A 23,249-nucleotide genomic window follows, 5' to 3' on the forward strand; every position below is an offset into this window, starting at 1 on the left:
GTCGATTCCCGCCGACGCGGCCGACGTCCACTACCACACGCGCAACGGCAGCGCTCTGGTCACGTTCACGAGCAGGCGGATACCGGACTACCTGCACCGTGCGGGCCTCCTCCCGGAGGGGACGGCCCTGTTCGACAAGAAGTACGGGGAGCCCGCGGTCGCCGACGACGAGATCGCGCTGCCGGCCGGGCTGTGCGGTTCGTCGCTGCGCGGGCCCGCCTGGGAGTACCACTCCACGGCCGCCAACGGCACCCGAGTCGACGTCACTGTCGAGGAGTCCACGCTGTTCCACGACGCGTTCCGCTCACCGGCCCGGGCCGTGGTCGGCTACACCACGCCCTGAGCCGGTTCTCCGAAGTCGGCCCGCGTCAGTTCTGGTGGACGACGTTGTGGCCCGCGCCGCCGGACAGGACGTCCGTGCCCGCGCCGCCCCACAGCGTGTCGTTGCCGGAGTTGCCGTAGATCGTGTCGGCGCCGGCATCGCCGTAGAGGACGTCGTTGCCCGTGCCGCCGTAGACGAAGTCGTTTCCGGCGCCGCCGTGGATCTTGTCGTTGCCGGTGCCGCCGGTCAGGCTCTGGGCGCCCGCGCCACCGGTGATGACGTCGTTGCCGGCCCCGCCGTCGGCCGCGTCGCCGGTGGTCGTGATCGTGTCGTTGCCGTTGCCGCCCTGGGCGATGGTCCCCGCGGCGGCGTGGAGGGTGTCGTTGCCGTCGTCGCCCCAGCCCACCGAGTACGTGCCGAGGGTGAGGCTGTCGTTGCCGGTCCCGCCCGCGATGTAGTTGCCGTCGACGCTGCCGTCGTCGGTGGCCTTGTCGTTGCCGGCGCCCAGGTCGACCGAGGCGAAGTAGTAGGTCTGGTTCGTCCTGTTGTGGTAGGCGAGGGTGTCGTTGCCGTTGCCGAGCGTCAACTGCACGGTGGGGTACGGGTCCTGGCTGTCCAGGGTGGTGACCGTGCAGGACACCTTGGTGTGGTCCTTGGCGGTGGGGTACGAACAGCCCGTGCCCGCCTTGATCGTGACCACGTCGTCGATCACGTACGTGATCTTCTCGGTGCCGGTCACCTTGGACGCGGTGACGACCACCTTGTTGGCCTGGCCCGCGGCGGCCGTGTAAACGACCTCCTGGCCAGCGGAGTTGAGCGCGGCGGTGGCCGGCGCCGTGGCCGCGTCCGCCGTCCCGGCGAGGAGCAGCGGGGCGGCGAGCGCGGTGCCGAGAGCGAGCGTCAGCGCCGAAGCGGAACGCAGCGCGCGGCGACGGGAGGAACGAGTGGAAAGACGACGGGAAAGACGAGAGGACATCGCACAACCTCCGTGGAACGTAAGGGAGTTGGTAGGAGCTGAGGAACTCGGATTCCGGATTCCGGCACAGCGTCTGACCCTCCCTCCGTGTCCTTGGTTGTGCGTCCTTTCGCACGGGAGTCGTATCCCAGTGAAGTGTCAGCCGTGATTCAGCGCGAATTCACGAACTGGCCCGCCGATCCACTACAACCGTCGCTAAGGGGTACGGGCCAGTTCGTTCGCGTCACGGCGGAACGCCCACCGCAACTCCGGTTCCATCGCGAACCGGAAGACCCGCCGCACCGGCGGGGTGCACAGCGCGGTCACGACGACGACGGCGACCAGGGTCACCGTGACCTCGCCGAGGGGACCCCGGACCCACGAAAGGTCGTACCAGCCCCAGGACTTGGCGCCCTGCGCGACGAATCCGTGCAGGAGATAGCCGTAGAGCGTGCCCGCGCCCAGTGCGGTGAACCAGGTGCGGCGGCGCGGCACCCAGGCGAGGAAGCAGGCGACCAGGAGCGTCGAGCAGGCGAACAGGGCCAGCGTCATGAGTGGCCCTTCCCAGCCGGGCACGCCGAGTTGCTCCGCGCTCGCGTTGTGGAAGAACCAGGCGTAGTCGAGGCGCGGGACCGCCCAGTACGCCACCGCGAGCGCGCACACGAACACCGGCACCGCCAACTGCCGTACCTCAGGCCGCCGTACGAGCTGGAAGTGCTCCGGCTTCAGACACAGACCGAGCACGAAGTACGGCAGGAACTGCAACACGCGCTGCAGATCGAGGTCGTTGCCGATGGAGGGGGAGAGGGTCGCCAGCATCGCGATGACCAGCGCGAGTGGCAGCGGGTGGCGTACGTGCTTCCAGATCGGCGTGGTCAGCCGCCAGACGAACAGCGCCGCCAGGAACCACGTCAGGTACAGCGGGTCCAACAGGCTGATGGCGCGGTCGGGTTGGTGGTCGGTCCAGCGCGTGTAGAGCGTGTACGCCGTCTCGAAGACGATGTACGGGACGACAACTCCCCCCAGCAGCCGCCTGATCTGCGGCGGGGTCGCGCGGAAGCCGCGCGAGAAGTACCCGGAGATCACGATGAACGCCGGCATGTGCACGGCGTAGACAAGCGTGTACAACGCGGTGACGCTACGGCTGCCGGAGCGCAGCGGCTCCCAGGAGTGGCCGATCGCCACCAGCACGATCGCCAGGTATTTGGCGTTGTCGAAGAAGGGGTCGCGTTGCTTCCCGGGGGTGCCGCGCTCCGACGCGGTGGGCTCCGCCGTGGGGGCGGTGGTGGGGGACGGCCGGGTGGAACCGTGGGCCTGGGCGGAGCCGGGGGTCTGAGCGGAACCAGGGGCCTGTGCGGTGGAGCCGGGGGTCTCGGCGGAGGCGGTGGGAGAAGCACGCATTCGGCTCGCCTCACCGCTTCGCGGCGGTTCAAACATCTCGAGGGCCTCTTTTTTCGCCCCCCTCGGCCTCCGCTTCCGTCCCCTTTCTGAGGACGGCCGTGCAGGAGCCGTCGTAGCGGAGGTTCTTTGCCAGGAGATGGAATTCCGGCAGGTCAGGCTGTGACTCGCGGGAGTTATCGTCCGACCTGCTTGTTCACACTTTCAACAGGAGCTTCATGCGCCTCAAGCAGGTCTCGGTCACGGCGGCGATATCGGTCGTCGCCGGGCTGACCACCGCAACCGTCGGCCTCACCGGCTCCGCCGCCTGGGCCGACAGTACGGCCGCGCTGCCGCTGTCCCACTACGCGCACCTGCTGGTCGACACCGCTCACCAGCACCTCTTCTTCAGCCAGGGCGCCGGTTCGACCGGCATCGTGGTGACGGACCTGGCCGGTGATCCCGTCACCACTCTCACCGGCGAACAGGGCGCCACGGGGCTGGCGTTGTCCCCGGACGGCAGCACGCTGTACGCGGCCCTCGCGGACGGTGACGCGGTCGCCGCGATCGACACGGCGACGCTGACCGAGTCCGCGCGCTACGCGACCGGGACCGGCAGCGGGCCCGTCTCCGTCGCGGTGGCGGGCGGAAAGGTCTGGTACGGCGGCACGGTGGACGGCAGGGGAGCCGTCGGGTCCGTGGACCCGGCCGCCGCCGAACCGGTCGCAACACCCCAGTCGGTGATGGCCAATTGGCCTTCCGCGCCGCAGCTCGCGACGGGCGGCGGTGTGCTCGCGGCCGAGGAGACAGGCCCGGGCACCACCGACGTGGCCACCTTCGACGTCTCCTCCGGCGCGGCGACCGCCCTGACCCACATGGGGGTCTCCGGCGGTCCGACGACCGGGTTCCGGGTCACCGGCGACGGCAAGAAGGTGCTGCTCGCCACGTCCAGCGACAACGTCCTGCGGGCCTACCGCACGGCGGACATGGAGACGGCCAACCCCTCCGTGTACTACGTCGGCGGAACCCCCTCCGCGCCGAACTCGCTCACCCTCGACACCGACGGCACGATCGCCGTCGGCAGCACCGAGGGCTCCGCGCCAGGCGTGTACCTCTACGCGGGGTCCCAACTCGCCGAGAACTACGTCAGGTTGCCCTCCGGGACGCCGGCCCCCGACGGCCTGATGTGGGGAGGCGACGGCGGGACGCTCTACGGAGTCACGCAGGACGCCTCGGGCGCCTACACCCTCAACGTGCTGAGCGCGCCCAAGCTCACCGACACCCAACTGGCCCTGAACCTCTCGGGATACGCGGTCCCCACCCGGCAGTTCACGCTCGACGGCTCACTCACCACCAAAGGCTTCGTCCCGGCCGGCGCCGAGCTCCAAGTCACCCGCGACGGCACGGAGTTGCCCGACGCCACGGTCGGCGCGGACGGCACGTTCTCGATCACCGACACCCGGACCGACGAGGGCACGTACAGCTACCAGGTGTCGTACGCCGGGGACGCGGCGCACCGGGCCGCGACGACCTCGCTGAAGCTGGGCGTGTCGCGGCTGCCGACCAACGTCGACTACCCGGTGGTCAGTTCGGCGAAGCCCCACTCGGTGGTCTTCACCGGCTCCCTGAGCTCGGTGGACTTCCGCACCTTCCCCCAGGGCACCGGCCTCCAGGTGTCCCGGACGAACGAGGACACCCACGAGACGGTCCAACTCCCGTCGGTGACGGTCGATCCGGCCACCTCGGAGTACACGGTCACCGACGCGCCTGACACCGCCGGACGGTTCACCTACCGTGTCTCCTTCGCGGGCGACGCCGAGTACCAGCCGTCGGCCAACGAGCCGTCGCTGATCGTCTCGCCGTACACCCCGGCCCTGACCCTCAAGGCCCCGGCGACCGCCACCCGCGCCGCCGCCCTCACCTTCGGCGGCACCCTCGGCGACGCCCCGTACCCCGCCGGCGAGACGGTCGCCGTGTCCCGCACGGACCCGGCCCACACCACAACTCCCGTCACCTGGGCGGTTCCTGTGGGCGCGGACGGCAAGATCAGCGTCAAGGACACCCCGGCGGTCGGCGGCGCCAATACCTACACCGTCAGCTACCCGGGCGACGCCGCCCACCAGGCGGCCGGCGCGTCCGCGACCGTCCAGGTGTCCCGCGCCGCGACGGCCGTGTCCGTCACCAGCAACGAGTCGACGTACACCTACGGCGCGACGGCCGCCGTCACCGCCCACCTCGGCACGACGTACAACAGCCGTACGGTGTCGATCTGGGCGACGCCCGCGGGCGGCAAGAAGACGCTGGTGAAGACCGCGGCCGTGGACAGCAAGGGCGACCTGAGGGCGACGTACAGGCTCACCCGCAACACGACCTTCACGGCGTCCTTCGGCGGGGACTACCGCTACGCCCCGGCGACGGCCACCCACGCCGTCCACGATCGGGTCAACATCGCCGAGAAGCTGGGGAGTTACTACACCAGCACCAAGTACGGCCCGGTCACCTACCGCGTCTACCACCACACGGTGAAGCCGCAGGTGTCCGGCACGGTGACGCCTGACAAGTCCGGGCAGTGCATGCGGTTCCAGGCCCAGGAGTACTACAACAAGGCCTGGCACACGCTCACTACGTCCAGCTGCTTCTCCATGGCCGCGGGCAGCGTCGGGGCGACCCACCTGAGCCTCACGAACGCGGTCGGCCAGAAGTTCCGGGTGCGGACCGAGTACGTGGCCGGTGCGAAGGACACCACCAACGTGAGCACGTGGGGCGGCTGGCTCTACCTGACGGTCAGGACCTGACGGTCAGGACCTGACGGTCAGGAATTGACCGTCAGGAATTGACCATGAGGAACCAAGCCGCTCGTCAGCCCTGCTTCGGCCCGGCCTGCTGGACTACCTCGAAGGTCCACAGCGTCGAGTCCGTCGACGCGGGCTTCGGCCGCTCACCCTGCGGGGAACCCCCTGCGGCCCCTTCCTGGGGCCCGCCGCGGTGGGCGGCCTGGCCCATGCCGGACATCCAGTTCTGGAAGTCCTCCTCGGCGCGCCAGCGCGTGTAGACGAGGTAGGTGTCGGTGCCCTCGACGGGCCGGAGCAGCTCGAACCACTCGAACCCGTCCGAGCCGTCCACCGTCCCGGCCCGGTTCGTGAACCGCTTCTCCAGCGTCTCGCGCTGCTCTTCGGGGACGGTGAGTACGTTGATCTTGACGATGCTCATGGGCCCATTCTTCAACAGTCGCCGCCTCAGCCGACGCGCCGGGCCCGCCCGCCCTCCCGGAACGTGCGCCGGTACGTCTCCGGCGGCACCCCGAGCACCCGGTTGAAATGGCGCCGCAGTGTCGCCCCGCTGCCCAGGCCGCAGCGGGCGGCGACCTGGTCGATGCCCTGGTCGGTCTGTTCGAGGATCTCCTGGGCGCGGTTGACCCGCTGGACGAGGAGCCACTGCAGGGGGCTGGTGCCGGTGACCGCGTGGAAGTGGCGGGTGAGGTTGCGGGGGCTCATGGCGGCGCGCCGGGCGAGATCGGTGACCGTGAGCGGCTCGTCGAGGCGGGCCGTCGCCCAGGCCAGCAGCTCGGTGAGGGCGTGCTCCGTGCCGTGGTGCGTGCCGTGCGACACCGGCGCCGGGATGAACTGGGCCTGCCCGCCCAGCCGGTGGGGCGGTACGACCAGTGTGCGGGCGAGCGTGTTCGCCACCGCCGCGCCGTGGTCGGTGCGTACGACGTGCAGGCACAGGTCCATCGCCGCCGACTTGCCCGCGGAGGTGAGCACGGTGCCCTCGTCGACGTAGAGCACGTCGGGCTCGACCTGGACCCGGGGATGGCGGGCGGCCAGGACGTCGGTGTGCGCCCAGTGGGTGGTGGCGCGCCGCCCGTCCAGCAGCCCGGCGGCGGCCAGCACGAAGGCGCCCGTGCAGAGCGAGACGATCCGGGCGCCGGCCTCGTGCGCCGCCCGAACCGCCTCCACCAGCGCGGCCGTTGGCTCCTCGTCGACGTCGTGGCAGGCCGGCACGATGACCGTGTCGGCGGTGGCGAGCGCGTCGAGTCCCTGCCGGGTGTCGGCCCGCAGCCAGCCCCCGACACCGGCGGCGGCCGGCCCGCACACGGTCAGCTCGTACCAGGGCTCGGCGATCCCCCGGTCCACGCCGAACACCTCGTAGGCGGAGGCGAGTTCGAAGAGCGGGGTACCGTCCGCGACGGCCAGAGCCACCCTGTGCCTGCCCGAGTGCCTGCCCAACTGCTGGTCCATGCCCATGTCCGAAACTGTACGGGCACCGTCATTCCAGCCACTGGAGGCCTGAGCACCCGACCGCGATCCTTGATCCATGACCACCGATCACCGCACGCAGCCGACCACGACGCCCGCATCTCCCGCATCCCCCACAACTCCCGCCCGCGTCACCGTCATCGGCGCCTACGGCCACACCGGCCGCTTCGTCGTGGCGGAGCTGCTCCGCCGGGGCCTCGTCCCGGTCCTGTCGGGCCGTGACCCCCAACGGCTCGTCGCGCTGGGGGAGTTGTATCCGGAGTTGGAGACCCGCCCGGCCACGGTCGACGACCCCGGCTCGCTCGACCGTGCCCTCGCGGGCGCGGCGGCGGTGATCAACTGTGCGGGTCCGTTCGCCTCGACGGCGGCTCCGGTGATCGACGCGGCACTGCGCGCCGGAGTGCCGTACCTCGATGTCACGGCGGAGACCGAGGTGGTCCTGGACACGATCGCCGCCTACGGCGACCGCGTCCGCGAGGCCGGCGGCCTTGTCGTCCCCGCGGTGGCGTTCTACGGCGGTCTCGGCGACCTCCTCGCGACGGCGGCGGTCGGCGACTGGAAGACCGTGGACAGGATCAGCATCGCGTACGCCCTCAGCGACTGGCGTCCCACCGACGGCACGCGGGTGACGGGCAAGGTGTCGTCGGGCCGTCGCTCCGGAGGGCGCATCCTCTACGCGGACGGCCGTCTGCAGGCCCGGGCCGGTGACGCGCCCCGCGCCGACTGGACGTTCCCGGACCCGATCGGAGTCCAGCCCGTCGTCGGCGAGTTCACGATGGCCGACAGCGCGACCATCCCAACTCACCTCTCCGTACCGGACATTGACACCTGCATGACGGTGTCCGCGGTCGAGGACCTGGGCTCCGCCGACACCTCGGGACCCGTCGCCGTGGACGACTCCGGCCGCTCGGCGCAGACGTTCCTCGTCGAGGTCGTCGCGACGCGGAACGGCGAGACGCGCCGTGCCGTCGCCTCCGGGCAGGACATCTACGCGGTCACGGCGCCCCTGGTCGCGGAGGCGACCTGCCATGTCCTCGCCGACCCGCACCGGCCGTCCGGGGTGGTCACCGCCGGCGCCCTCGCGGACGCGCGCGACTTCCTCACCGCGCTGGCGCCGGGGCACTTGACGCTCGACTTCACGAACTGACATGACCCCGGGGGCGGTTGTGCGTCGAACGGCCGCCTCCAATCGCCCTCTTTCGGGTGATCTGCGAGCTACATAACAGACGTAACGTTTCCTCACTATGGCCGCTGAGCTGCGCTTTTGTGGAAAACGGGCCGAAACTGTTCACGTGTTCGCATCGCGTCACGCCCCCGCCCCGATCTTGATCCGATCTACAGTCATGGCGCTCGTCCAAGATCACTTCCCCATCGAGGCGTGTGTGACCTTCCGACTGCCCAGCGCAGCCCCGCTCTTGAGAACGCCGCAGACGGCCGTCCTTGAGGGCATCGCCGGTTTCGTCCCCCCGGACGCGGTGCCGAACCACGCCCTGCCCGCCGCGTGGGACGTCGACGACGCCTGGGTCCGCAGACGCACCGGCATCGGCGAGCGCCGCCGCGCGGCACCGGGTGTGACCACCGGCGACCTCGCGCTGGAGGCGGCCGGCCGGGCACTCGCGGTCGCCGGCGGACCCCTGGTCGACGCCGTGATCGTCGCCACCTCGACCCCCGACCGGCCGATGCCCGCCATGGCCCCCCGACTGACCACCCGCCTCGGCCTCGGCGAGATCGCCGCATGGGACGTGTCCGCCGCGTGCAGCGGCTTCGTCTACGGCCTCGCCGCCGCCGTCGGCACCCTGACCTCGGGGTGTGCCGACCGTGTCCTGCTGGTCGCGGCCGAGGTGTACTCGACGCTGCTCGACCCGCAGGATCGTTCCGCCGGAATCGTGTTCGGCGATGGCGCCGCGGCGGTGGTCCTACGGCGCGGCGAGCGGGACGAGCCGGGCGCCGTACTGGCGCTGGACCTCGGCAGCGACGGCTCGGGCGAGGAGCTGATCCAGGTGCCCGGCGGCGGTGCGCGGGAACGCTCCCGACCCGGTGAATTCGGCCCGGACGACCGTTACTTCCGTATGCGGGGGCGTGAGGTCTTCCAGCATGCGGTGACCCGTATGACCCAGTCCGCCCACACCGTGCTCAAGCGCGCGGACTGGGCGGCCGGGGATGTGGACCGGTTCTGCGCCCATCAGGCGAACGCCCGCATCCTGTCCGCCGTCGGCGACCGCATCCCGGTACCCGGCGAACGGCATGTCACCAACATCGCGCGCGTCGGCAACACCGGCGCCGCGTCCATCCCGCTGGCCCTGGCCGACGCCGCCGCGCGGGGTGAACTCCGCGCCGGGGAACGGGTGTTGCTGACCGCCTTCGGTGCCGGGCTGACCTGGGGCTCGGCGGCCCTGGTGTGGCCGGAGCTGCCGACCGTGCCGCACATCGACACAGATGCCGCGGCCGTACCCGCTGCCGACCCGGCCCTGCGGACCCAGATCGCCTGAGACCACCTTCGCCTGAGACCAGCCTCACCTGAGACCACCTTCGCCCGAGACCGACCTCGCCTGTCCCCGGGCGGGTCCGTCGCTCCCCGCCCACCGGCGTTTGTCCTGCAAAAAACAGGTCGGACGACTCGGTTCCGGAACCCCGCCCGCCCCGTCGAAAGGAACCCCCATGTCCCCCGCCCAGACCGCCGTGACCGCCGTACTCACCGAGAAGTTCGAGGTCAGCGCCGAGAGCATCCGTCCGGAGGCCACCCTGGAGAGCCTCGACCTCGACTCCCTCGCGCTGGCCGAACTCGCCCTGGCGCTCCAGGAGCAGCTCGGGGTCCCGGTGGCGGAGGAAGAGGCCGCCAAGCACAGCACCGTGGGGGAACTCGTCGCCGCGCTGAACGCCAAGCGGCCGTGATGCCGGCACCTTGCGCACCCGTCTCCGTCACCGGCCTGGGGCTCATCACCCCGGCCGGGGTCGGCCGCGAAGAGACCTGGAAGGGGGTCCTGAGCGGGCGTTCCGCCGGCGCCTCGGACCCCGAACTCAAGGGCTGCGCCGTGGACTTGTCCTGCCGTATCCCGCTCATGACTCCCGAGCAGGCCCGGATCGGCGGCGGCAAGGCCTGGCGCATGGGCCGGTTCAGTCAGCTCGCCGTGCTCGCTGCGCGCGAGGCCGTCGCCGACGCCGGGCTCGACCCGGCCGGGTGGGACGGGGCGCGGGTCGCCGTCGTGATCGGTTCGGGGCTGGCCGGAGCCGCGCACCTGGAGGACCAGACGATCCGCCATCACCAGGGCGGTCCCGAGCTGGTGTCACCCGCGCTCGTGCCCATGCTGATCTCCAACATGGCCGCCGGGGAAGTGCTGTTGGACCTCGGCGCCCATGGTCCGTCCCTGGCGACCGAGACCGCGTGCGCCTCCGGGGCCAGCGCCCTGGCCGTCGCACGGGGGCTGCTGCTCGCCGGGCTGTGCGACATCGCGGTGGCGGGCGGCGCGGAGGCGGCCGTCACCCCGGTGATCACGTCCGGCTTCCAGCGGATGGGGGCGCTGTCGTCCCGGGTCGACGAACCCGCCGCCGCCTCAAGGCCGTTCGCGGCGGACCGGGACGGGTTCGTGATCTCCGAGGGCGCCGCGATCCTCGTCCTGGAGCGGGAGGCGGACGCGCGCGCCCGTGGACAGCGGCGGTACGCGCGGCTCGCGGGGGCCGGTCAGACGTCCGACGCCTATCACCCGACCGCCCCTGCTCCCGGGGGAGTTCACGCCGAGGCGGCGTTGCGGGCGGCGCTCGCGGAGGCGGGGCTGCGGTCGGCGGACGTCGATCACGTCAACGCGCACGGGACCTCGACGCCGCTCAACGACCTGACCGAGGCGGAGTTGATCGGGCGCGTATTGCCGCACCGGCCAACTGTCACCGCCGCCAAGGGAGTTCTTGGGCACAGCCTCGGCGCGGCCGGTGCGATCGAGGCGGCCCTCACCGCCCTGACCGTGCACCGCTCCACCGTCCCGCCGATCGCCAACCTCACCCCGGACAACCTCCCCTTCGACCTGGACTGCGTCACGGGCGAGCCCCGCGAACAGCGCGTCCGGGCCGCCGTCAGCCACTCCTTCGGGTTCGGCGGGCACAACGTGGTGCTGCTCTTCACCGCCGAGGACTGAGCCGAGGACTGACGACCGAGGGCACCGACAGAGGAGGGACCAATGACCGTTCACAGCACGATCGTTCACGCCACCGTCCACATTCCCGAGGGGCGCCAGAGCGTGGCCGCCGTGGAGGACCGATTCCGGGCGGGCAGTCCCGCCGTGCCGCTGTCGCGCGGGGTGCTCCAGCGCATGTACGGGCTGGCCGAGCGCACCGTGGCCGACGACCTGGAGCAGCCCTCCGACCTGGCCGCGCACGCGGCCCGGCGCCTGTTCGAGGACACCGGCACCGATCCGGGCGGCGTCGACCTGCTCCTCTACGCCGGCATCCTCGCCGACATGGAGGAGCCGGCCACCGCCCATGTCGTCGCCGACAAACTCGGCCTGGGCTGCCCGGTGTTCGACCTGAAGAACGCCTGCAACGGAGTCCTCAACGCCCTTGAGGTCGCCGACGCGTTCATCCGGAGCGGGCAGTACCGCCGGGTGCTGGTGACCACCGCAGAAGTCAGCACCCGGGAGAGCCGTTGGCACCTGGACGACCCCGCCGACCTGCTGACCGCGCTGCCCAGTCTCAGCACCGGTGACATGGGCTCGGCGCTGCTGGTGGAGGCGGGGGACCGGCCCGGCATCCTCGGTTCGCGGTTCTTCGCCAACTCCTGGGGCTGGCGCGCGGCGACCCTCCCCAACCCGTACGCGCAGCACCGCACACTCGGCCATCTCCGCATCGACTCCGCCCAGTTGGTGGGGTCGTTCGAGGGGCTGCCCGGCAAAGTGCGGGGGGCGCTGAGGGAGTTGGGCGTCGAGGGCGACGACCTCGACCTCGTCTGTGTGCACCAACCGTCGGTGCCGTTCACCAAGGTCGTCTGCGACTGGGTGGGCGTGGACCCGGGCCGCATCCTGGCCACCTTCCCCACCCACGGCAACGTGGCGACCAACACCATCCCGCTCCAACTCGCCGCCGCCCTCGACAGCGGACGCCTCCAACGCGGCGACCTGGTGGGCATGTTCGGCTTCGCGAGCGGGGCCAGCGCGGGGGTGGTCGTCTGCCGCTGGTGAACCACGACAGCTTCCCAGACCCAGGCACCGTAAGAAGGTGAGAGCGCCATGAGCACGACCCGCACCCCGCACACTCCCCGCATCCCTCCCCTCCCGCCCGCCGAATGGCCCCCGGTCCTACGGTCGTTGCTCGCCGACTCCCGGCAGGACGGCCCCGGCCGGGAGAACCTGTTCGGCACCCTCGCCCACCACCCCGTGCTGGCCCACGCCTGGCTCTCCCTCGCCCGCGTCCTCACCCACGAGGGCACCCTCGGCCACCGCGGACGCGAGCTGATCGTCCTGCGCGTCGCCCACCGGCTCGACGCGTCCTACGTCCACCGGCGGCACCGCACCCCGGCCGAGGACGCCGGACTGACGGCCGCGGAGATCGACGCGACGGCGGCCGACCTGGCCACCCACCCCTGGCAGCCGGAGGACCGCGCCCTCCTGGAGGCGGCCGACCTGCTCGCCGCCAACTCCTCGATCCCCGAGGGACTTTGGGATCGTCTGGCCGGCGTCCTGAGCCCCGAGCAACTCGTCGAACTCCTGGTCCTGGCCGGCCAGACCGCCACCATGTGCACCACCCTCAACACCCTCAACACCCCCTCCGACAGCGCGAGTCGACAGCCGTCTCTCACCGTGCTCCTGGACCGGGACCGCTGTTGCAGCGCGGGCCAGTGCGTCGGCGCGGCGCCCGAGGTGTTCGAGCAGGACGAGTCGGACGGCCGGGTCACCCTGCTCGTCCCGGAGCCGGACACGCGATACGCCGACGAGGTGCGCTTCGCCGCCGACCTGTGCCCCAGCGGGGCCATCACGCTCGTCGACCACGAGGAGACCGCCCACCCATGACCGTCGACACCACTCTCAACCTCCCCGCTCCCTATGGCAGTTGCCCCTTCGACCCGCCGCCCGCCTACACCGCCGCCGCTCGCGAGGCCGCCGTCTCCCGTGCCGTGCTGCCGGACGGCACCGCGTGCTGGCTGGTCACCGGCTACGACGAGGTGCGGGCCGTGCTGGCCGACGCCCGGTTCAGCGCCGACGCGCGCACACCGGGGTTCCCGTTCCTCTCCGCCGGGCAGCGTGAACTGGCCACCGCCAAGCCGAGTTTCATCCGCATGGACGACCCCGAACACGCCCGGCTGCGCCGCATGGTCACCAAGGACTTCCTGGTCAAGCGGATCGAGGAACTGCGCCCCGGCATCCAGGACATCGTCGACCGGGCCGTGGACCGCATGACCGAGGGCCGCACCTCGGCCGACCTGGTGGCGGACTTCGCGCTGCCGGTCCCGTCGCTGGTCATCTGCCTGATGCTCGGGGTGCCGTACGAGGACCACGACCTGTTCCAGTCGCTCAGCCGGACCCTCCTCGACAACCGCACCACCCGACCGGAGGCGGAGCGGGCGCACACCCAACTCATGGGCTACTTGGCAGAATTGGCGGAGCGCAAGCGTCGAGAGCCCGGTGACGACATCCTCAGCCGCCTCGCCGCCCGCGACGATCTGACCGACCAGGAGACGGCGTCACTCGGCTTCCTGCTCCTGGTCACCGGGCACGAGTCCACCGCGAACATGACGGCCGTCAGCGTGCTCGCCCTGCTGCGCCGCCCCGACCAGGCGGAACTCCTATGCGAGGAACCGGAGTTGGTGCGCGGCGCGGTGGAGGAACTCCTGCGTCACCTCACGATCATCCACCTGGGCCTCGGCCGTGCGGCGACCGAGACCGTGCGGGTGGGCGAGGTGACGATCCCGGCGGGCGAGGGCGTGATCTGCATGCTGTCCACGGCCAACCGCGACGAGCAACTCTTCACGTCGACCGCCGACTTCGACCTCACCCGCGACGCCCGCCGCCATGTCGCCTTCGGCTACGGCATCCACCAGTGCCTGGGCCAGACCCTGGCCCGCGTGGAACTCCAGATCGTCCTCACCACGCTGCTCCGCCGCCTGCCCACCCTGCGCCTCGCCGCCCCCGCGGACCAACTCACCTACAACCAGGACAACATCGTGTACGGGCTGCGGGAACTTCCGGTGACCTGGGCCTGATCCTGCTCCCGGTCAGAAGACGCGCCCGAGGTCCTGCTGCACGATCGTCCGCATGCTGTGTTCGGCGAGCGCGGCGATCGTCATGGACGGGTTGCAGGCGCCGGTGGAGCCGGGGATGCGGGCGCCGTCCAGGACGTAGAGGCCCTTGTGGCCGAGGACGCGGCCGGTGAGGTCGACGGCGTCTCCCATCGGGACTCCGCCCAACGAGTGCCAGGTGGACGGGGCTTGGGCGTTGGTGTCGATCATGATGCCGCCGCCTGCCGTGGCGATGTCCTGCATACGGGCGGCGATCAGTGCCTGGAGCGCGGCGTCCGCGTCGGTCGGCCAGGTGAGGACGGCGTCGTCGGTGGAGGCGTCGTAGGCCCAGGTGCCCGCGCCGTCGACGATGCCGAAGCCGACGACGGTGAGGGCCGTGACACCGGCCTGTTGGATGGGTGATCCGGCGTGCACGACCGTGAGCGGGATCGCGCTGCTCGGGTCACGTCCGCCGACGCAGGCCGGGCCGCCCTGCTGGATGCCCGCGTCGCCGGTCGGGTGAGGCCGGGGGTGGAGATGGGGGTGGGGGTCGAGTGGGGGGACGTGTGCTCGGGCATGGGGGGACTCCAGCAAGCCGTAGGGGAGTGCGAGTCGCCGGGAGCGTAGCGCGGTTGAGCGTGACACTGTCAATAAATGGAAATGTAATTCTCGGATGAGAGAGTCACACTGTCGATAATTGGTGTGGCGGTTCTGGGTGGGTCCCCATCAAGTCCGGTGAATCCGATCACCGTGAAGTGCCGGATCTGTACACTCCGTTACCCGTCAGAACCGTGATCGAGGGGTGGAACGGTGCCGGTGACACCAGCGGCCGGGGACAGGATCGACGGCCGGTATCTCCTGCACGAGCCCATCGGCACCGGCGGCATGGGCGTCGTATGGCGGGCGTGGGACGAACGGCTGCAGCGCTGGGTCGCGGTCAAGTGCGCACGCCTGGACGACGATCGGGCCACGCGACGGCTCATGGGCGAGGCGCGCAACGCCGGACGGCTGCACCACCCGAACATCGTGGGCGTCTTCGACTACGTCGACGAGGGCACCACCTGCTGGATCATCATGGAGTACGTCCCCTCCCGCAGCCTCGCGCAACTCATGGCGGAACGCGGCCCGTTGGCGCCGGAAGAGGCCGGTTCGATCGGCTGCCAGATCGCGGACGCGCTGGTGAAGTCGCATCGCGCGGGCGTGGTGCACGGCGATGTGACACCGGAGAACATCCTCGTCACCGACGAAGGCGTCGCCAGACTCACCGACTTCGGGATCTCCCGGGCCCTGGGCAACGACGCCACGCAGAGCACGACCGGCACCGTCCGCGGCAAACCCCGTTATCTGGCACCGGAGTTGGCGAAGGGGCAGCCCGCGGGCGAGAAGTCGGACGTGTTCTCCCTGGGCGCCTCGCTGTTCGCGGCGGTCGAGGGGCAGTCGCCGTACGGCGAGGCCGAACACCTCATGACGTACCTGGCCAGGGCGGTCGAGGGGCACATCGAACCCGCGCGCCAGGCCGGTCAACTCGCGGAGCCGCTGGCCGCGTTGCTGGAGGTGGAGCCCCGCGACCGGCCCGACGCCGCGCACGCCCGGAAGCTGCTGACGCGCGTCGCACCGCCGCCCGCGCACATCCAGGAACGGCTGGACGACCGCCGCACCCTGGACCTGGAGTCCTCGACACTCCGGCTTGGCCGACTCTCCCGCCGCACCCGGGACGTCCTCACCCTCGCGCTGCCGCGTCGCGTACGTCGCCGCCCGTTGGCGATCACGGCGGCGGCGCTGGTGACGGCTGCTGCCGTCGCGGGCGGGCTCGTCCTCTTCGGCCCGTGGGACTCAAAGGGCGTGCACGACAAGGATGTCGGCCTCACCGACGCGAAGCCCTCGGCCTCCGCACGGGTCGGGACCATCGGCGACGAACGTACGGCGGACCCCTGCGGGCTGGTGGACGCCGCCTCGCTCAGCCGCTTCGGCGCCACTGCGCTGGACCCGGACTACGGGGAGATCGACCGGTGCGACGTCCTGGTGCGCAACTCCAGCGGTGACGACACAGCGGACGTCGAGGTCAACCTCGACTCGGACCGGGACGACTTCGACGGCATCGTGTCGACCCGCCTGGTCGGCAGCCTCACGGTAGTGACCCTCAAGCAGGACGGGAAGACCTGCGAACGGGCCGTCCTGACCCCCGACGGCAAGCAGATCCGCGTCAACGGGCAGCAGTTGGCCCCGTCGTCGCCCGACCCGTGCCAACTGGCCGACGCCGCCACCGATCACGTGGTCGGTGTCCTGGCCGACAGCCCGGTACCCCGCCGCGCATCGGCACCGGCAGCGAACTCCCTGGCCGAGCTGAACGCGTGCACGCTCCTGGACGCCGCCGACCTCAAGCGGGTGCCCGGCGTCCAACTCGCCAACCAGGACCCGGGGTTCGGGTCCTGGGACTGCGACTGGTCCAGCGACGACGGCAAGCGCGAAGTGGAGATCCAGTTCAGCCGGGACAACTCGCTCGACGCCGACGACGGAACGCTCGTGAACGTCGCCGGCACCAAGAGCTACTACATCGCGGACGAGGCCGAGGACGACAGCTGCACCGTACGGACCCCGCACCGCACCTACACGGACTCCGTCGGCGAGGACACCACCGAGCTGTTCCAGCTGACCGTGTACGCACCCCAGCCGGGCAAGCAACTGTGCGCCACGGCAGCGGAGTTGGCGGGGACGGTCGTAGGGAATGTCGCGAGGGAACTTCCGGCGCGGTGACGGTTCGGCGATGACGGCTGGACTCGTCGGGCCGATCTCAGGGCTGAACCGGCATGGTCCAGCAGTTGGAGGCGGTCGGCCTGCCCGCGAGGCGGTCGGTGAGCCAGGAGATGGCGTCGCCCTGGTCGGTGAGCAGCGGCGCGAAGTGGTTGAGCAGCGCGCTGCCGACACCGGGCAGGACGACGGCCTTGTACGTGACGTCGGCGCCCTTCGCGCACCAGTCGAGGGCGAGTTGGCGGGCCTGGGCGTGCGGGACGAGGTTGTCGCTGACGCCGGTGGCGAGGCGGACGGGGCCGGACGGCTTCAGCGTGCCGATGCGCTGCTCGTCAAGGAACCGCTGAAGCGCTGGAGTTGAGGCGATGATGTCGCTGACGGACTCCCCGTCGGTGGTCCAACTGCTGCTCTTCGTATAGCCGTAGCCGAACAACGCGTCCCCGACGCACATCGTCGACAGGTCGGTGAGCGCGGCTTTCCCGGCGTCGTTGAGATGCGCCTCGGCGAGCGGCTTGAGGTCCGGGTCGGACTGGAGGAACCCGTTGAGCGACCAGCCGAGCGCGCCCGCGAGTTCGCTGCCGTCGATGGACTTGGTGACGGAGGTCAGGTCGGCGGGCGGGGCTCCGGCGTACGTCCCGGCGAGGGTGACGTCGGGGGCGTAGGAGGACTGGAGTTCGGCGGCGGCCGCGGTCGCCCCGCCGCCCTGGCTGTAACCGTAGAGCCCGACCGGCGAGCCGGCGCCGACCGATGCCCCGCCGACCGAACGCGCGGCGCGCACGGCGTCCAGCACCGCGTGCGCCTCGTCGACCCGGTTGACGTAGGTGTGCAGCCGGTCGGTGGCGCCGAGTCCGACGTAGTCGGTGACGACGACGGCGACACCTTCGGCGAGGAGCCGGTAGATCGCCAGATCCTCATAACCCACCGAAACCGTCTGGCTGTTGAGGGACAGCGGATGTTCCAGACCCATGGACGCGGAGCACTGGTCGCCCTGTCCCAGGGTGCCGGGGGCGACCGCGACGAGGGGGCGCGGGCCGTCGCCGGTCCAGTCGGCGGACGGTTCGATGTAGGCACCGGTGACGGCGACGGGCTGCCCGTTCGAGTCGGTGGACTTGTACATCAGCCGGGTCGCGGTACCGGGGAGCGTGCCGTCGAGCCCGGGCAGGCTCAGGGCGAGGGGGAGGGGCTCGCTGCGGACGAGGGCGCCGTTGGTAGTGGGGAGGGTGGTGGGCGGGTTGTAGAACTCGGGGATGGTGACGCCTCTGGAGACGACCTCGTCCGAGGCGCCGGCGGTGGTGGAGGCGGTTGCGGCGGTGGCGGTGGTGAGGGCCAGGGCCTGGGCGGTGAGGCAGGCGGCGGTGGTGATCGCGGCGGCGAGCAGGCGCCGTTGGCGTGCGGGCATGGCGAACCTCCTGTGGAGCGGCCGTCAGGAAGTGGCGGCGCGGGCACGCACACGCGTCCCACGTGTGCGTGCCGGCGCCACCCGAAAGTGGTTCGCCTGGAACTTACCTACGGGTAAGTTACTCGTGATACCCGTCGGTAGGTTACGTTTCGGTAATGTAACTGGCCGTCAATCCACGCTGGTTCGCGGCCACCCGCCCCAGCGGATCCGCCACGGCCTCCGGCTCGCCCACCACCAGCTCGTGGCCGGTGTCGATCCGTATCCGGTACCGCGCCTTGGATCTCGACCTTGCCGATGCGGTGAACGTGGCACTGGCCGCCGACTGCGACACGGACGCGATCCTCACTCTCGACCACCGCGACTTCCGCGCCGTGCGTCCGCTGGGCAGCCACAAGGCGTTCCGCGTTCCGCCCGACGACCTCCCGCTCTGACCCGGGGCTCCTTGGACCGCTGTTCCGCAGACCGCTATTCCGCGTCGCGCGGCGACAGCCTCCGTGTGATCCGGTCGAACAGTTCCGAGAGTGGCTCTCCGACGTCCCGGCCGAACTCGGTGAGTCCGTAGGTGACTTGGGGCGGTGTCGTGGGCTCGACCTCTCGCCAGAGCAGGCCGTCCTGGACCAGCGTGCGCAGGGTCTGGGCGAGCATCTTCTCGCTGATGCCCTGGATGCTCTCGCGCAGCTCGTAGAAGCGGAGGCTGTTGCTTCGCAGGGAGATCAGCACCCAGACGCCCCACCTGCTGGTCACGTGGTCGACGACGTCACGTGCGAGGCAGTCGGTGTGAAACACCTCATACCGCGCCGCCGTCTCGACCCTTCTCTCCTGCACACCTTCCGTCATGTTATGAGCTTACCTCGGGGTATGTCCTTACCAAAAGTTAGCCCAGCTCCTAGCGTGAAGGCCGTAGAGCGCAGACAACACGTGCGGCGCATACGACACATATGACACGTGACAGGAGCTGAACATGATCGTGGTGACCGGGGCTACCGGGAATATCGGGCGGCCGTTGACGCGGGCGTTGGCCGACGCGGGCCAGCAGGTGACAGCGGTGTCGCGGCACGCGGCGCTGGTGCCGGACGGCGTCCGCCATGTGACGGCCGACCTGGCGGAACCGGCCGGTCTTGAGCCCGCGCTGGCCGGAGCGAAGGCGCTGTTCCTGCTGCTGTCCGGCGACCTGCACGCCCCCGGTGCCGGCCTGGCCGACCTCATCGGCGCCGCCGAGGCCGCCGGGGTCCGCCGGGTCGTCCTGCTCTCCACGCAGGGCGTGGCGACCAGGCCCTTCGGCGCGACGCGGGTCGCGATGCGCGCGCTGGAGGACGTACTGCGGGAGTCCGGACTGGAGTGGGCGATCCTGCGGCCGGGCGGCTTCGCCTCCAACGCGCTGTGGTGGGCCGAGTCCATCCGCGAGCGCGGGGTCGTAGCCGCGCCCTTCGGCGACACCGGGGTGCCGATCGTCGACCCGGCGGACATCGCCGAGGTCGCGGCGGCCTGTCTGCTGGACGACCAACACGTCGGTGGTGTCTACGAGTTGACCGGTCCGGAGGTGATCACGCCGCGCGGGCAGACAGAGGCCATCGCCACCGCGCTGGGCTCGCCGGTGCGGTTCCACGACCTCACCCGCGAGGAGGCCAAGGCCGCCATGGCCCAGAGCATGCCGGCGGAACTCGCCGAGGACACCCTGACCATCCTCGGTTCCCCGAACCCGGCCGAACTGCGCATCAGCCCCGACGTGGAGCGGGTCCTCGGCCGAGCCCCGCGCCGGTTCGCGGACTGGGCCGCCCGCAATGTCGACGCGTTCCGGTGAGACCGGCCGGCGCCTGCCTCGTTCCGCCTACGGCGGTTGGTCGCGTGCTCTAACCCTGGCCGCGCAAAGCCTGCGAGAGCGCGCTCATGCTGATGTCGACGATCGCGCCGAGCTGCTTCCGGCTCGCCCCGGCCCTGCTCATCACGGCCAGCGACTGATTGACCGCCGTGATGTGAGTGGCGTAGTCCTCGGCGTCGCCCTCGGCCAACTCCGCGGTGTGCAGGGCGGTTCGCAGCCGCGCGCGCTGAAGCCCTACGGCTTCGATCGCGCGCGCGGCGATGGCGGGGCTGAGCACGGGTATCGCCATCGCGGTCTGGGCGACCAGGCATCCGTCCGGCACGTCGGGGTCGGCGATGCGGTGGAGGGTGACGTCGAAAAACGCCCGGATCGCCCGCAGCGGTTCACTGGATACGCCGGAGGAGAGTGCCTGTTCGTACCTGTCTCCGTACCGGAGCGCGTATCGGTCCAGGCAGCGCAGGTAGAGCGACTCCTTGTCGCCGAAGGAGGAGTAGAGGGAACTCCGGTTCAACCCGGTCGCCATCGAGAGGTCGTCGAGGGAGGTGTCGGCGTACCCGGCCCGCCAGAACTGGATCATCGCCGCGTCGAGCACGACATCCACGTCGAACTGCTTCTTCCCAGCCATCCCGCACACGCCCCGTTCTTGATCCGGCCCATCGTGTCGCGAGCGAGCAGGCCCGTCGTTGCCTTGCCCGCCGTAGCACTGCCCATCCTATCTTGAACTGAAAGGTCCAAGATGAGTTAGCCTGGGGACATGACCGAAGCCGGCATCACCCCGAAGGGCCCACCCGACGAGAACCCCGCCTCCGCCTCCGCCTCCGCCCCCGCTTCTGTCGCCGTCGCCGGTCCGCCGCTGCGCGACTTCGCCGGCTTCACCCATCGCTGGGTCGACGCGGAAGGAATCCGGCTGCACGCCGTGGAAGGCGGCCGGCCGAGCGCCCCTACGGTCGTGCTGCTCGCCGGATTCCCGCAGAACTGGTGGGCCTGGCACAAGGTGATGCCGCGCCTCGCCGAGCGCTTCCACGTGATCGCGGTCGACCTGCCGGGACAGGGCCACTCCGATCGTCCCCAAGAGGGCTACGACACCCACACCCTCGCCTCGCGCGTCCAGGCCGCGCTGACCGCGCTCGACGTACCGAAGTACTGGCTCGCCGCCCACGACATCGGAGCCTGCGTCGCCTTCTCGCTCGCCCTGAGGTACCAGGACCACCTGCACGGCGTCGCCCTGCTCGACGCCGGCATCCCCGGAATCACCCTCCCGGACACCATCCCCACGGATCCCGAACGGGCCTGGAAAACCTGGCACTTGGCATTCCACCTGGTGCCCGAACTCCCCGAGACGCTGATCACCGGCCGCGAACGGGAGTACGTGGGCTGGTTCTTGAGGACCAAGACACTGTCCCCGACCACGTTCGACAGCGCCGAGATCGACTACTACGCCGCCTCCATCGCAGCCGACGGAGGCCTCCGAGCGGCTCTCGCCTATTTCCGCGACGCCGCGGAGTCAGCACGCGAGAACCGAGCCGCTCTCGCCTCCATGGGCGGCCACTTGACCATCCCGGTCCTCGGAATCTCCAGCTCCCACGGCTCGATCCCCGACATGGCAGCCTCCCTCGGCCCCTGGGCGAAGAACGTGACCGGCGCCGTCATCCCGGACGCCGGGCACTTCATTCCTGAGGAGCAACCCGAGGCGACTGTGGACGCGTTGAGCGGGTTCATCGATCATGCGGGTGTCGGGTAGAGCGTCTCGTGGTGCAAGGGTCCCGTCCGACCGCCATGGGGAAACGGCGGGCGAACCGGCCCCTTCTTCAGACCACCAGAACACCTCTGTGGTCAACCCACCGTTGAGCAGCCGTAGCCATGGCGTGCAGCCAGGAAGCGTCAGGCTTCCGGGCACACCGAACCCCGCAGCAACCATCACAAGCAGCAACGATGCATAAACGCCAAACTATGCCGCGGGCCGGCGCCTCCGGGTAGCAACAAGGACGATGCCCATCCCCGCCGTTCCGTACAGGGTGAACAACGTTCCCTGCTGGTAGAGGCTCCGTCGTTTCAGCTCTCGGCCGAACATCACTTGCTCGTACGTGCTCGTGCCGATCGAGCGGCCTGTGCCAGTGTCGTAAGAGAGTTCACAGCTGTCGCCACGCCTCATGGGATCGGGACGAGACTCGCCGTCCGCGCCCGAAAGGGCCCCAGGGCAGTAGGCACCGTAGGTCGATCCGGCTCTCAGCAGTGACACCATCCCCCACAGCAGCGGAATCAGGAACAGGACGAGTAACACCACTCTGAATCGCACGGCGTCACCCTAATGGGGCGTGCCCGCGAGGAGGTCCGGTCCCGAAGGCAGCCAATGGCCCCGTGCGGTAGGCGATGAAGGGAAAGCCACACCGTGGCCCATCCGGAGGGCCTGAGCTTCGAGAGCTTCCTGCTCGCCTGCCTCGCCGTCACCGAGTCGGACGGCCATGTGGTGTGGGCGGCACCGGAGTTGCTCGTCGAAGTCGAGGCAGCGGCGCTGGGTTCAGTGGGCATGCCCGAGCATCGCTCACTCAAGGAGCCATGAGGCGTCGAGGGCGCACGCGTTCCAACTGTGGTGGTGGGGGCTTGGGGTGTGTGTGCGAGGGCGTTCACCTGGGGTTCATGGGCGGGTGGTCGTCGGCGCCGGGAGGGTTGTGGGTCTCGCCTGAACGATCGTGAACGGGGCTGAATGAGATGGAAACTGAGACGGGGTCAGCGTCTCAGGCGTTCTCCTCTGCCAGGTGTCGCTCAGCCTTTCTGCGCGTCAGCCGTGAGCAGGGTGGTGTCCTTGGTCGGCGGCGCTTTGATGGTCACGGGCTGATTGATGTCGAGGAAGGTGATGGTCAGGTCGAGTGGCCCGTCTCCGGTGCCGACCACGTTGTCATCGTGCTCGGCCCGCATACGGAACTGTTTGGTGCGGCCGTCGCCGTCTATCCACACGTCCATGGTGAGCGGGTCGGAGACTTCGAGCTGTGTGAACTGATCGAAGCTCCCTCCAGTCAGGCCCTTGCTGTCGACCGTCCCCTTGTAGTGCGTGGTCTTGGCGCCGTCGACCGTCTCGGTCCCGGTCAGCCGGAGGTCCTTGGATCCGGTCAGCAGCGTGGACTGCGCAGTTGGGTTTGCCTGCAGCTGACTTGGCAGTACGCCGTAGGACTGGTTG

Annotated in this window: 22 protein-coding genes and 1 pseudogene; 14 read left to right on the forward strand and 9 right to left on the reverse strand. The window is 70.4% G+C overall.

The window, feature by feature from the left end; translation table 11 throughout:
• The coding region (locus ACFWP5_RS44300) for a hypothetical protein (RefSeq protein WP_384170524.1) at nucleotides 1-343 on the forward strand (343 nt) is incomplete at its 5' end.
• A 25-nt stretch (nucleotides 344-368) separates the two neighbouring features.
• Here the strand turns inward: ACFWP5_RS44300 and ACFWP5_RS44305 are convergent.
• A complete protein-coding gene (locus ACFWP5_RS44305; protein ID WP_384170526.1) occupies nucleotides 369-1,298 on the reverse strand; it encodes a calcium-binding protein in 930 nt (309 codons plus the stop codon).
• 195 nt (nucleotides 1,299-1,493) lie between these two features.
• Nucleotides 1,494-2,678, reverse strand: coding sequence for an acyltransferase family protein (locus tag ACFWP5_RS44310; protein ID WP_384170528.1), 1,185 nt, complete (start codon nucleotides 2,676-2,678; stop codon nucleotides 1,494-1,496).
• A 215-nt stretch (nucleotides 2,679-2,893) separates the two neighbouring features.
• Between ACFWP5_RS44310 and ACFWP5_RS44315 the strand changes: the two genes are divergently transcribed.
• Nucleotides 2,894-5,449 carry a hypothetical protein gene (locus ACFWP5_RS44315; protein WP_384170531.1) on the forward strand — a complete coding sequence of 852 codons (2,556 nt, stop codon included), beginning with the start codon at nucleotides 2,894-2,896 and terminating at the stop codon, nucleotides 5,447-5,449.
• Nucleotides 5,450-5,513: 64 nt separating this feature from the next.
• On the opposite strand, the gene ACFWP5_RS44320 is transcribed toward ACFWP5_RS44315, so the two are convergent.
• Both ACFWP5_RS44320 and ACFWP5_RS44325 read right to left on the reverse strand, forming a co-directional pair.
• Entirely contained in the window at nucleotides 5,514-5,864 is a 351-nt protein-coding gene (locus ACFWP5_RS44320; RefSeq protein WP_384170533.1) for an antibiotic biosynthesis monooxygenase family protein, read from the reverse strand.
• Nucleotides 5,865-5,890: 26 nt separating this feature from the next.
• A complete protein-coding gene (locus ACFWP5_RS44325) occupies nucleotides 5,891-6,898 on the reverse strand; it encodes a helix-turn-helix domain-containing protein (RefSeq protein WP_384170535.1) in 1,008 nt (335 codons plus the stop codon).
• 70 nt (nucleotides 6,899-6,968) lie between these two features.
• Here ACFWP5_RS44325 and ACFWP5_RS44330 point away from each other — a divergent pair, with 70 nt between their 5' ends.
• The 7 genes from ACFWP5_RS44330 (at nucleotide 6,969) to ACFWP5_RS44360 (ending at nucleotide 14,093) form a co-directional block, all read left to right on the forward strand.
• A complete protein-coding gene (locus ACFWP5_RS44330) occupies nucleotides 6,969-8,057 on the forward strand; it encodes a saccharopine dehydrogenase family protein (RefSeq protein WP_384170537.1) in 1,089 nt (362 codons plus the stop codon).
• A 235-nt stretch (nucleotides 8,058-8,292) separates the two neighbouring features.
• The gene (locus ACFWP5_RS44335) at nucleotides 8,293-9,399 is read left to right on the forward strand and encodes a beta-ketoacyl-ACP synthase III (protein WP_384170564.1); all 1,107 of its coding nucleotides are present in this window, start codon (nucleotides 8,293-8,295) and stop codon (nucleotides 9,397-9,399) included.
• Nucleotides 9,400-9,568: 169 nt separating this feature from the next.
• Nucleotides 9,569-9,802 carry an acyl carrier protein gene (locus ACFWP5_RS44340; RefSeq protein WP_384170539.1) on the forward strand — a complete coding sequence of 78 codons (234 nt, stop codon included), beginning with the start codon at nucleotides 9,569-9,571 and terminating at the stop codon, nucleotides 9,800-9,802.
• The gene (locus tag ACFWP5_RS44345; protein ID WP_384170567.1) at nucleotides 9,802-11,037 is read left to right on the forward strand and encodes a beta-ketoacyl-[acyl-carrier-protein] synthase family protein; all 1,236 of its coding nucleotides are present in this window, start codon (nucleotides 9,802-9,804) and stop codon (nucleotides 11,035-11,037) included. The genes ACFWP5_RS44340 and ACFWP5_RS44345 overlap by 1 nt, the downstream gene beginning before the upstream one ends.
• A gap of 42 nt (nucleotides 11,038-11,079) precedes the next feature.
• A complete protein-coding gene (locus ACFWP5_RS44350; RefSeq protein ID WP_384170541.1) occupies nucleotides 11,080-12,075 on the forward strand; it encodes a 3-oxoacyl-ACP synthase III family protein in 996 nt (331 codons plus the stop codon).
• A 48-nt stretch (nucleotides 12,076-12,123) separates the two neighbouring features.
• Nucleotides 12,124-12,903 (forward strand): ferredoxin, encoded by a 780-nt coding sequence (locus ACFWP5_RS44355; protein ID WP_384170543.1) that lies wholly within the window; start codon nucleotides 12,124-12,126, stop codon nucleotides 12,901-12,903.
• Nucleotides 12,900-14,093: a cytochrome P450 gene (locus tag ACFWP5_RS44360; protein WP_384170544.1), complete on the forward strand. Its 1,194-nt coding sequence runs from the start codon at nucleotides 12,900-12,902 to the stop codon at nucleotides 14,091-14,093. Before ACFWP5_RS44355 ends, ACFWP5_RS44360 begins: the two co-directional genes overlap by 4 nt.
• A gap of 12 nt (nucleotides 14,094-14,105) precedes the next feature.
• Here ACFWP5_RS44360 and ACFWP5_RS44365 read toward each other — a convergent pair whose 3' ends face one another.
• Nucleotides 14,106-14,702, reverse strand: a complete 597-nt coding sequence (locus ACFWP5_RS44365; protein WP_384170546.1) for a GMC oxidoreductase — start codon at nucleotides 14,700-14,702, stop codon at nucleotides 14,106-14,108.
• A gap of 216 nt (nucleotides 14,703-14,918) precedes the next feature.
• Between ACFWP5_RS44365 and ACFWP5_RS44370 the strand changes: the two genes are divergently transcribed.
• Nucleotides 14,919-16,862, forward strand: coding sequence for a serine/threonine-protein kinase (locus tag ACFWP5_RS44370; protein ID WP_384170548.1), 1,944 nt, complete (start codon nucleotides 14,919-14,921; stop codon nucleotides 16,860-16,862).
• Nucleotides 16,863-16,899: 37 nt separating this feature from the next.
• Here the strand turns inward: ACFWP5_RS44370 and ACFWP5_RS44375 are convergent, their stop codons facing one another.
• The gene (locus ACFWP5_RS44375) at nucleotides 16,900-18,255 is read right to left on the reverse strand and encodes an alpha/beta fold hydrolase (protein WP_384170550.1); all 1,356 of its coding nucleotides are present in this window, start codon (nucleotides 18,253-18,255) and stop codon (nucleotides 16,900-16,902) included.
• Nucleotides 18,256-18,506: 251 nt separating this feature from the next.
• Between ACFWP5_RS44375 and ACFWP5_RS44380 the strand changes: the two are divergent.
• Nucleotides 18,507-18,686 (forward strand): annotated as a pseudogene (locus tag ACFWP5_RS44380) (VapC toxin family PIN domain ribonuclease); the annotation flags it as partial.
• 34 nt (nucleotides 18,687-18,720) lie between these two features.
• On the opposite strand, the gene ACFWP5_RS44385 reads toward ACFWP5_RS44380, so the two are convergent.
• Nucleotides 18,721-19,092, reverse strand: a complete 372-nt coding sequence (locus tag ACFWP5_RS44385) for a winged helix-turn-helix transcriptional regulator (RefSeq protein WP_384170552.1) — start codon at nucleotides 19,090-19,092, stop codon at nucleotides 18,721-18,723.
• Nucleotides 19,093-19,216: 124 nt separating this feature from the next.
• Between ACFWP5_RS44385 and ACFWP5_RS44390 the strand changes: the two genes are divergently transcribed.
• Nucleotides 19,217-20,056 (forward strand): SDR family oxidoreductase, encoded by an 840-nt coding sequence (locus ACFWP5_RS44390; protein ID WP_384170553.1) that lies wholly within the window; start codon nucleotides 19,217-19,219, stop codon nucleotides 20,054-20,056.
• 49 nt (nucleotides 20,057-20,105) lie between these two features.
• On the opposite strand, the gene ACFWP5_RS44395 is transcribed toward ACFWP5_RS44390, so the two are convergent.
• Nucleotides 20,106-20,699, reverse strand: a complete 594-nt coding sequence (locus tag ACFWP5_RS44395; protein WP_384170555.1) for a TetR/AcrR family transcriptional regulator — start codon at nucleotides 20,697-20,699, stop codon at nucleotides 20,106-20,108.
• A 129-nt stretch (nucleotides 20,700-20,828) separates the two neighbouring features.
• Here ACFWP5_RS44395 and ACFWP5_RS44400 point away from each other — a divergent pair, with 129 nt between their 5' ends.
• Both ACFWP5_RS44400 and ACFWP5_RS44405 read left to right on the forward strand, forming a co-directional pair.
• On the forward strand, nucleotides 20,829-21,815 hold the full coding sequence (locus tag ACFWP5_RS44400) for an alpha/beta fold hydrolase (protein WP_384170558.1): 987 nt from the start codon (nucleotides 20,829-20,831) through the stop codon (nucleotides 21,813-21,815).
• Nucleotides 21,816-22,463: 648 nt separating this feature from the next.
• The gene (locus ACFWP5_RS44405) at nucleotides 22,464-22,634 is read left to right on the forward strand and encodes a hypothetical protein (RefSeq protein WP_384170560.1); all 171 of its coding nucleotides are present in this window, start codon (nucleotides 22,464-22,466) and stop codon (nucleotides 22,632-22,634) included.
• A 203-nt stretch (nucleotides 22,635-22,837) separates the two neighbouring features.
• Here ACFWP5_RS44405 and ACFWP5_RS44410 read toward each other — a convergent pair.
• Nucleotides 22,838-23,249, reverse strand: a 412-nt coding sequence (locus tag ACFWP5_RS44410) for an LppX_LprAFG lipoprotein (RefSeq protein ID WP_384170562.1), incomplete at its 5' end; no start/stop codon positions are given.

It is taken from the genome of Streptomyces sp. NPDC058469, from assembly GCF_042721125.1.
Lineage (GTDB): Bacteria > Actinomycetota > Actinomycetes > Streptomycetales > Streptomycetaceae > Streptomyces.

Bases quoted from the DNA above. Each gene is read 5' to 3' on its own strand.
- ACFWP5_RS44305 (WP_384170526.1), bottom strand. From the start codon at position 1,298: ATGTCCTCTCGTCTTTCCCGTCGTCTTTCCACTCGTTCCTCCCGTCGC.
- ACFWP5_RS44310 (WP_384170528.1), bottom strand. From the start codon at position 2,678: ATGCGTGCTTCTCCCACCGCCTCCGCCGAGACCCCCGGCTCCACCGCA.
- ACFWP5_RS44315 (WP_384170531.1), top strand. From the start codon at position 2,894: ATGCGCCTCAAGCAGGTCTCGGTCACGGCGGCGATATCGGTCGTCGCC.
- ACFWP5_RS44320 (WP_384170533.1), bottom strand. From the start codon at position 5,864: ATGAGCATCGTCAAGATCAACGTACTCACCGTCCCCGAAGAGCAGCGC.
- ACFWP5_RS44325 (WP_384170535.1), bottom strand. From the start codon at position 6,898: ATGGGCATGGACCAGCAGTTGGGCAGGCACTCGGGCAGGCACAGGGTG.
- ACFWP5_RS44330 (WP_384170537.1), top strand. From the start codon at position 6,969: ATGACCACCGATCACCGCACGCAGCCGACCACGACGCCCGCATCTCCC.
- ACFWP5_RS44340 (WP_384170539.1), top strand. From the start codon at position 9,569: ATGTCCCCCGCCCAGACCGCCGTGACCGCCGTACTCACCGAGAAGTTC.
- ACFWP5_RS44345 (WP_384170567.1), top strand. From the start codon at position 9,802: ATGCCGGCACCTTGCGCACCCGTCTCCGTCACCGGCCTGGGGCTCATC.
- ACFWP5_RS44350 (WP_384170541.1), top strand. From the start codon at position 11,080: ATGACCGTTCACAGCACGATCGTTCACGCCACCGTCCACATTCCCGAG.
- ACFWP5_RS44355 (WP_384170543.1), top strand. From the start codon at position 12,124: ATGAGCACGACCCGCACCCCGCACACTCCCCGCATCCCTCCCCTCCCG.
- ACFWP5_RS44360 (WP_384170544.1), top strand. From the start codon at position 12,900: ATGACCGTCGACACCACTCTCAACCTCCCCGCTCCCTATGGCAGTTGC.
- ACFWP5_RS44375 (WP_384170550.1), bottom strand. From the start codon at position 18,255: ATGCCCGCACGCCAACGGCGCCTGCTCGCCGCCGCGATCACCACCGCC.
- ACFWP5_RS44385 (WP_384170552.1), bottom strand. From the start codon at position 19,092: ATGACGGAAGGTGTGCAGGAGAGAAGGGTCGAGACGGCGGCGCGGTAT.
- ACFWP5_RS44390 (WP_384170553.1), top strand. From the start codon at position 19,217: ATGATCGTGGTGACCGGGGCTACCGGGAATATCGGGCGGCCGTTGACG.
- ACFWP5_RS44395 (WP_384170555.1), bottom strand. From the start codon at position 20,699: ATGGCTGGGAAGAAGCAGTTCGACGTGGATGTCGTGCTCGACGCGGCG.
- ACFWP5_RS44400 (WP_384170558.1), top strand. From the start codon at position 20,829: ATGACCGAAGCCGGCATCACCCCGAAGGGCCCACCCGACGAGAACCCC.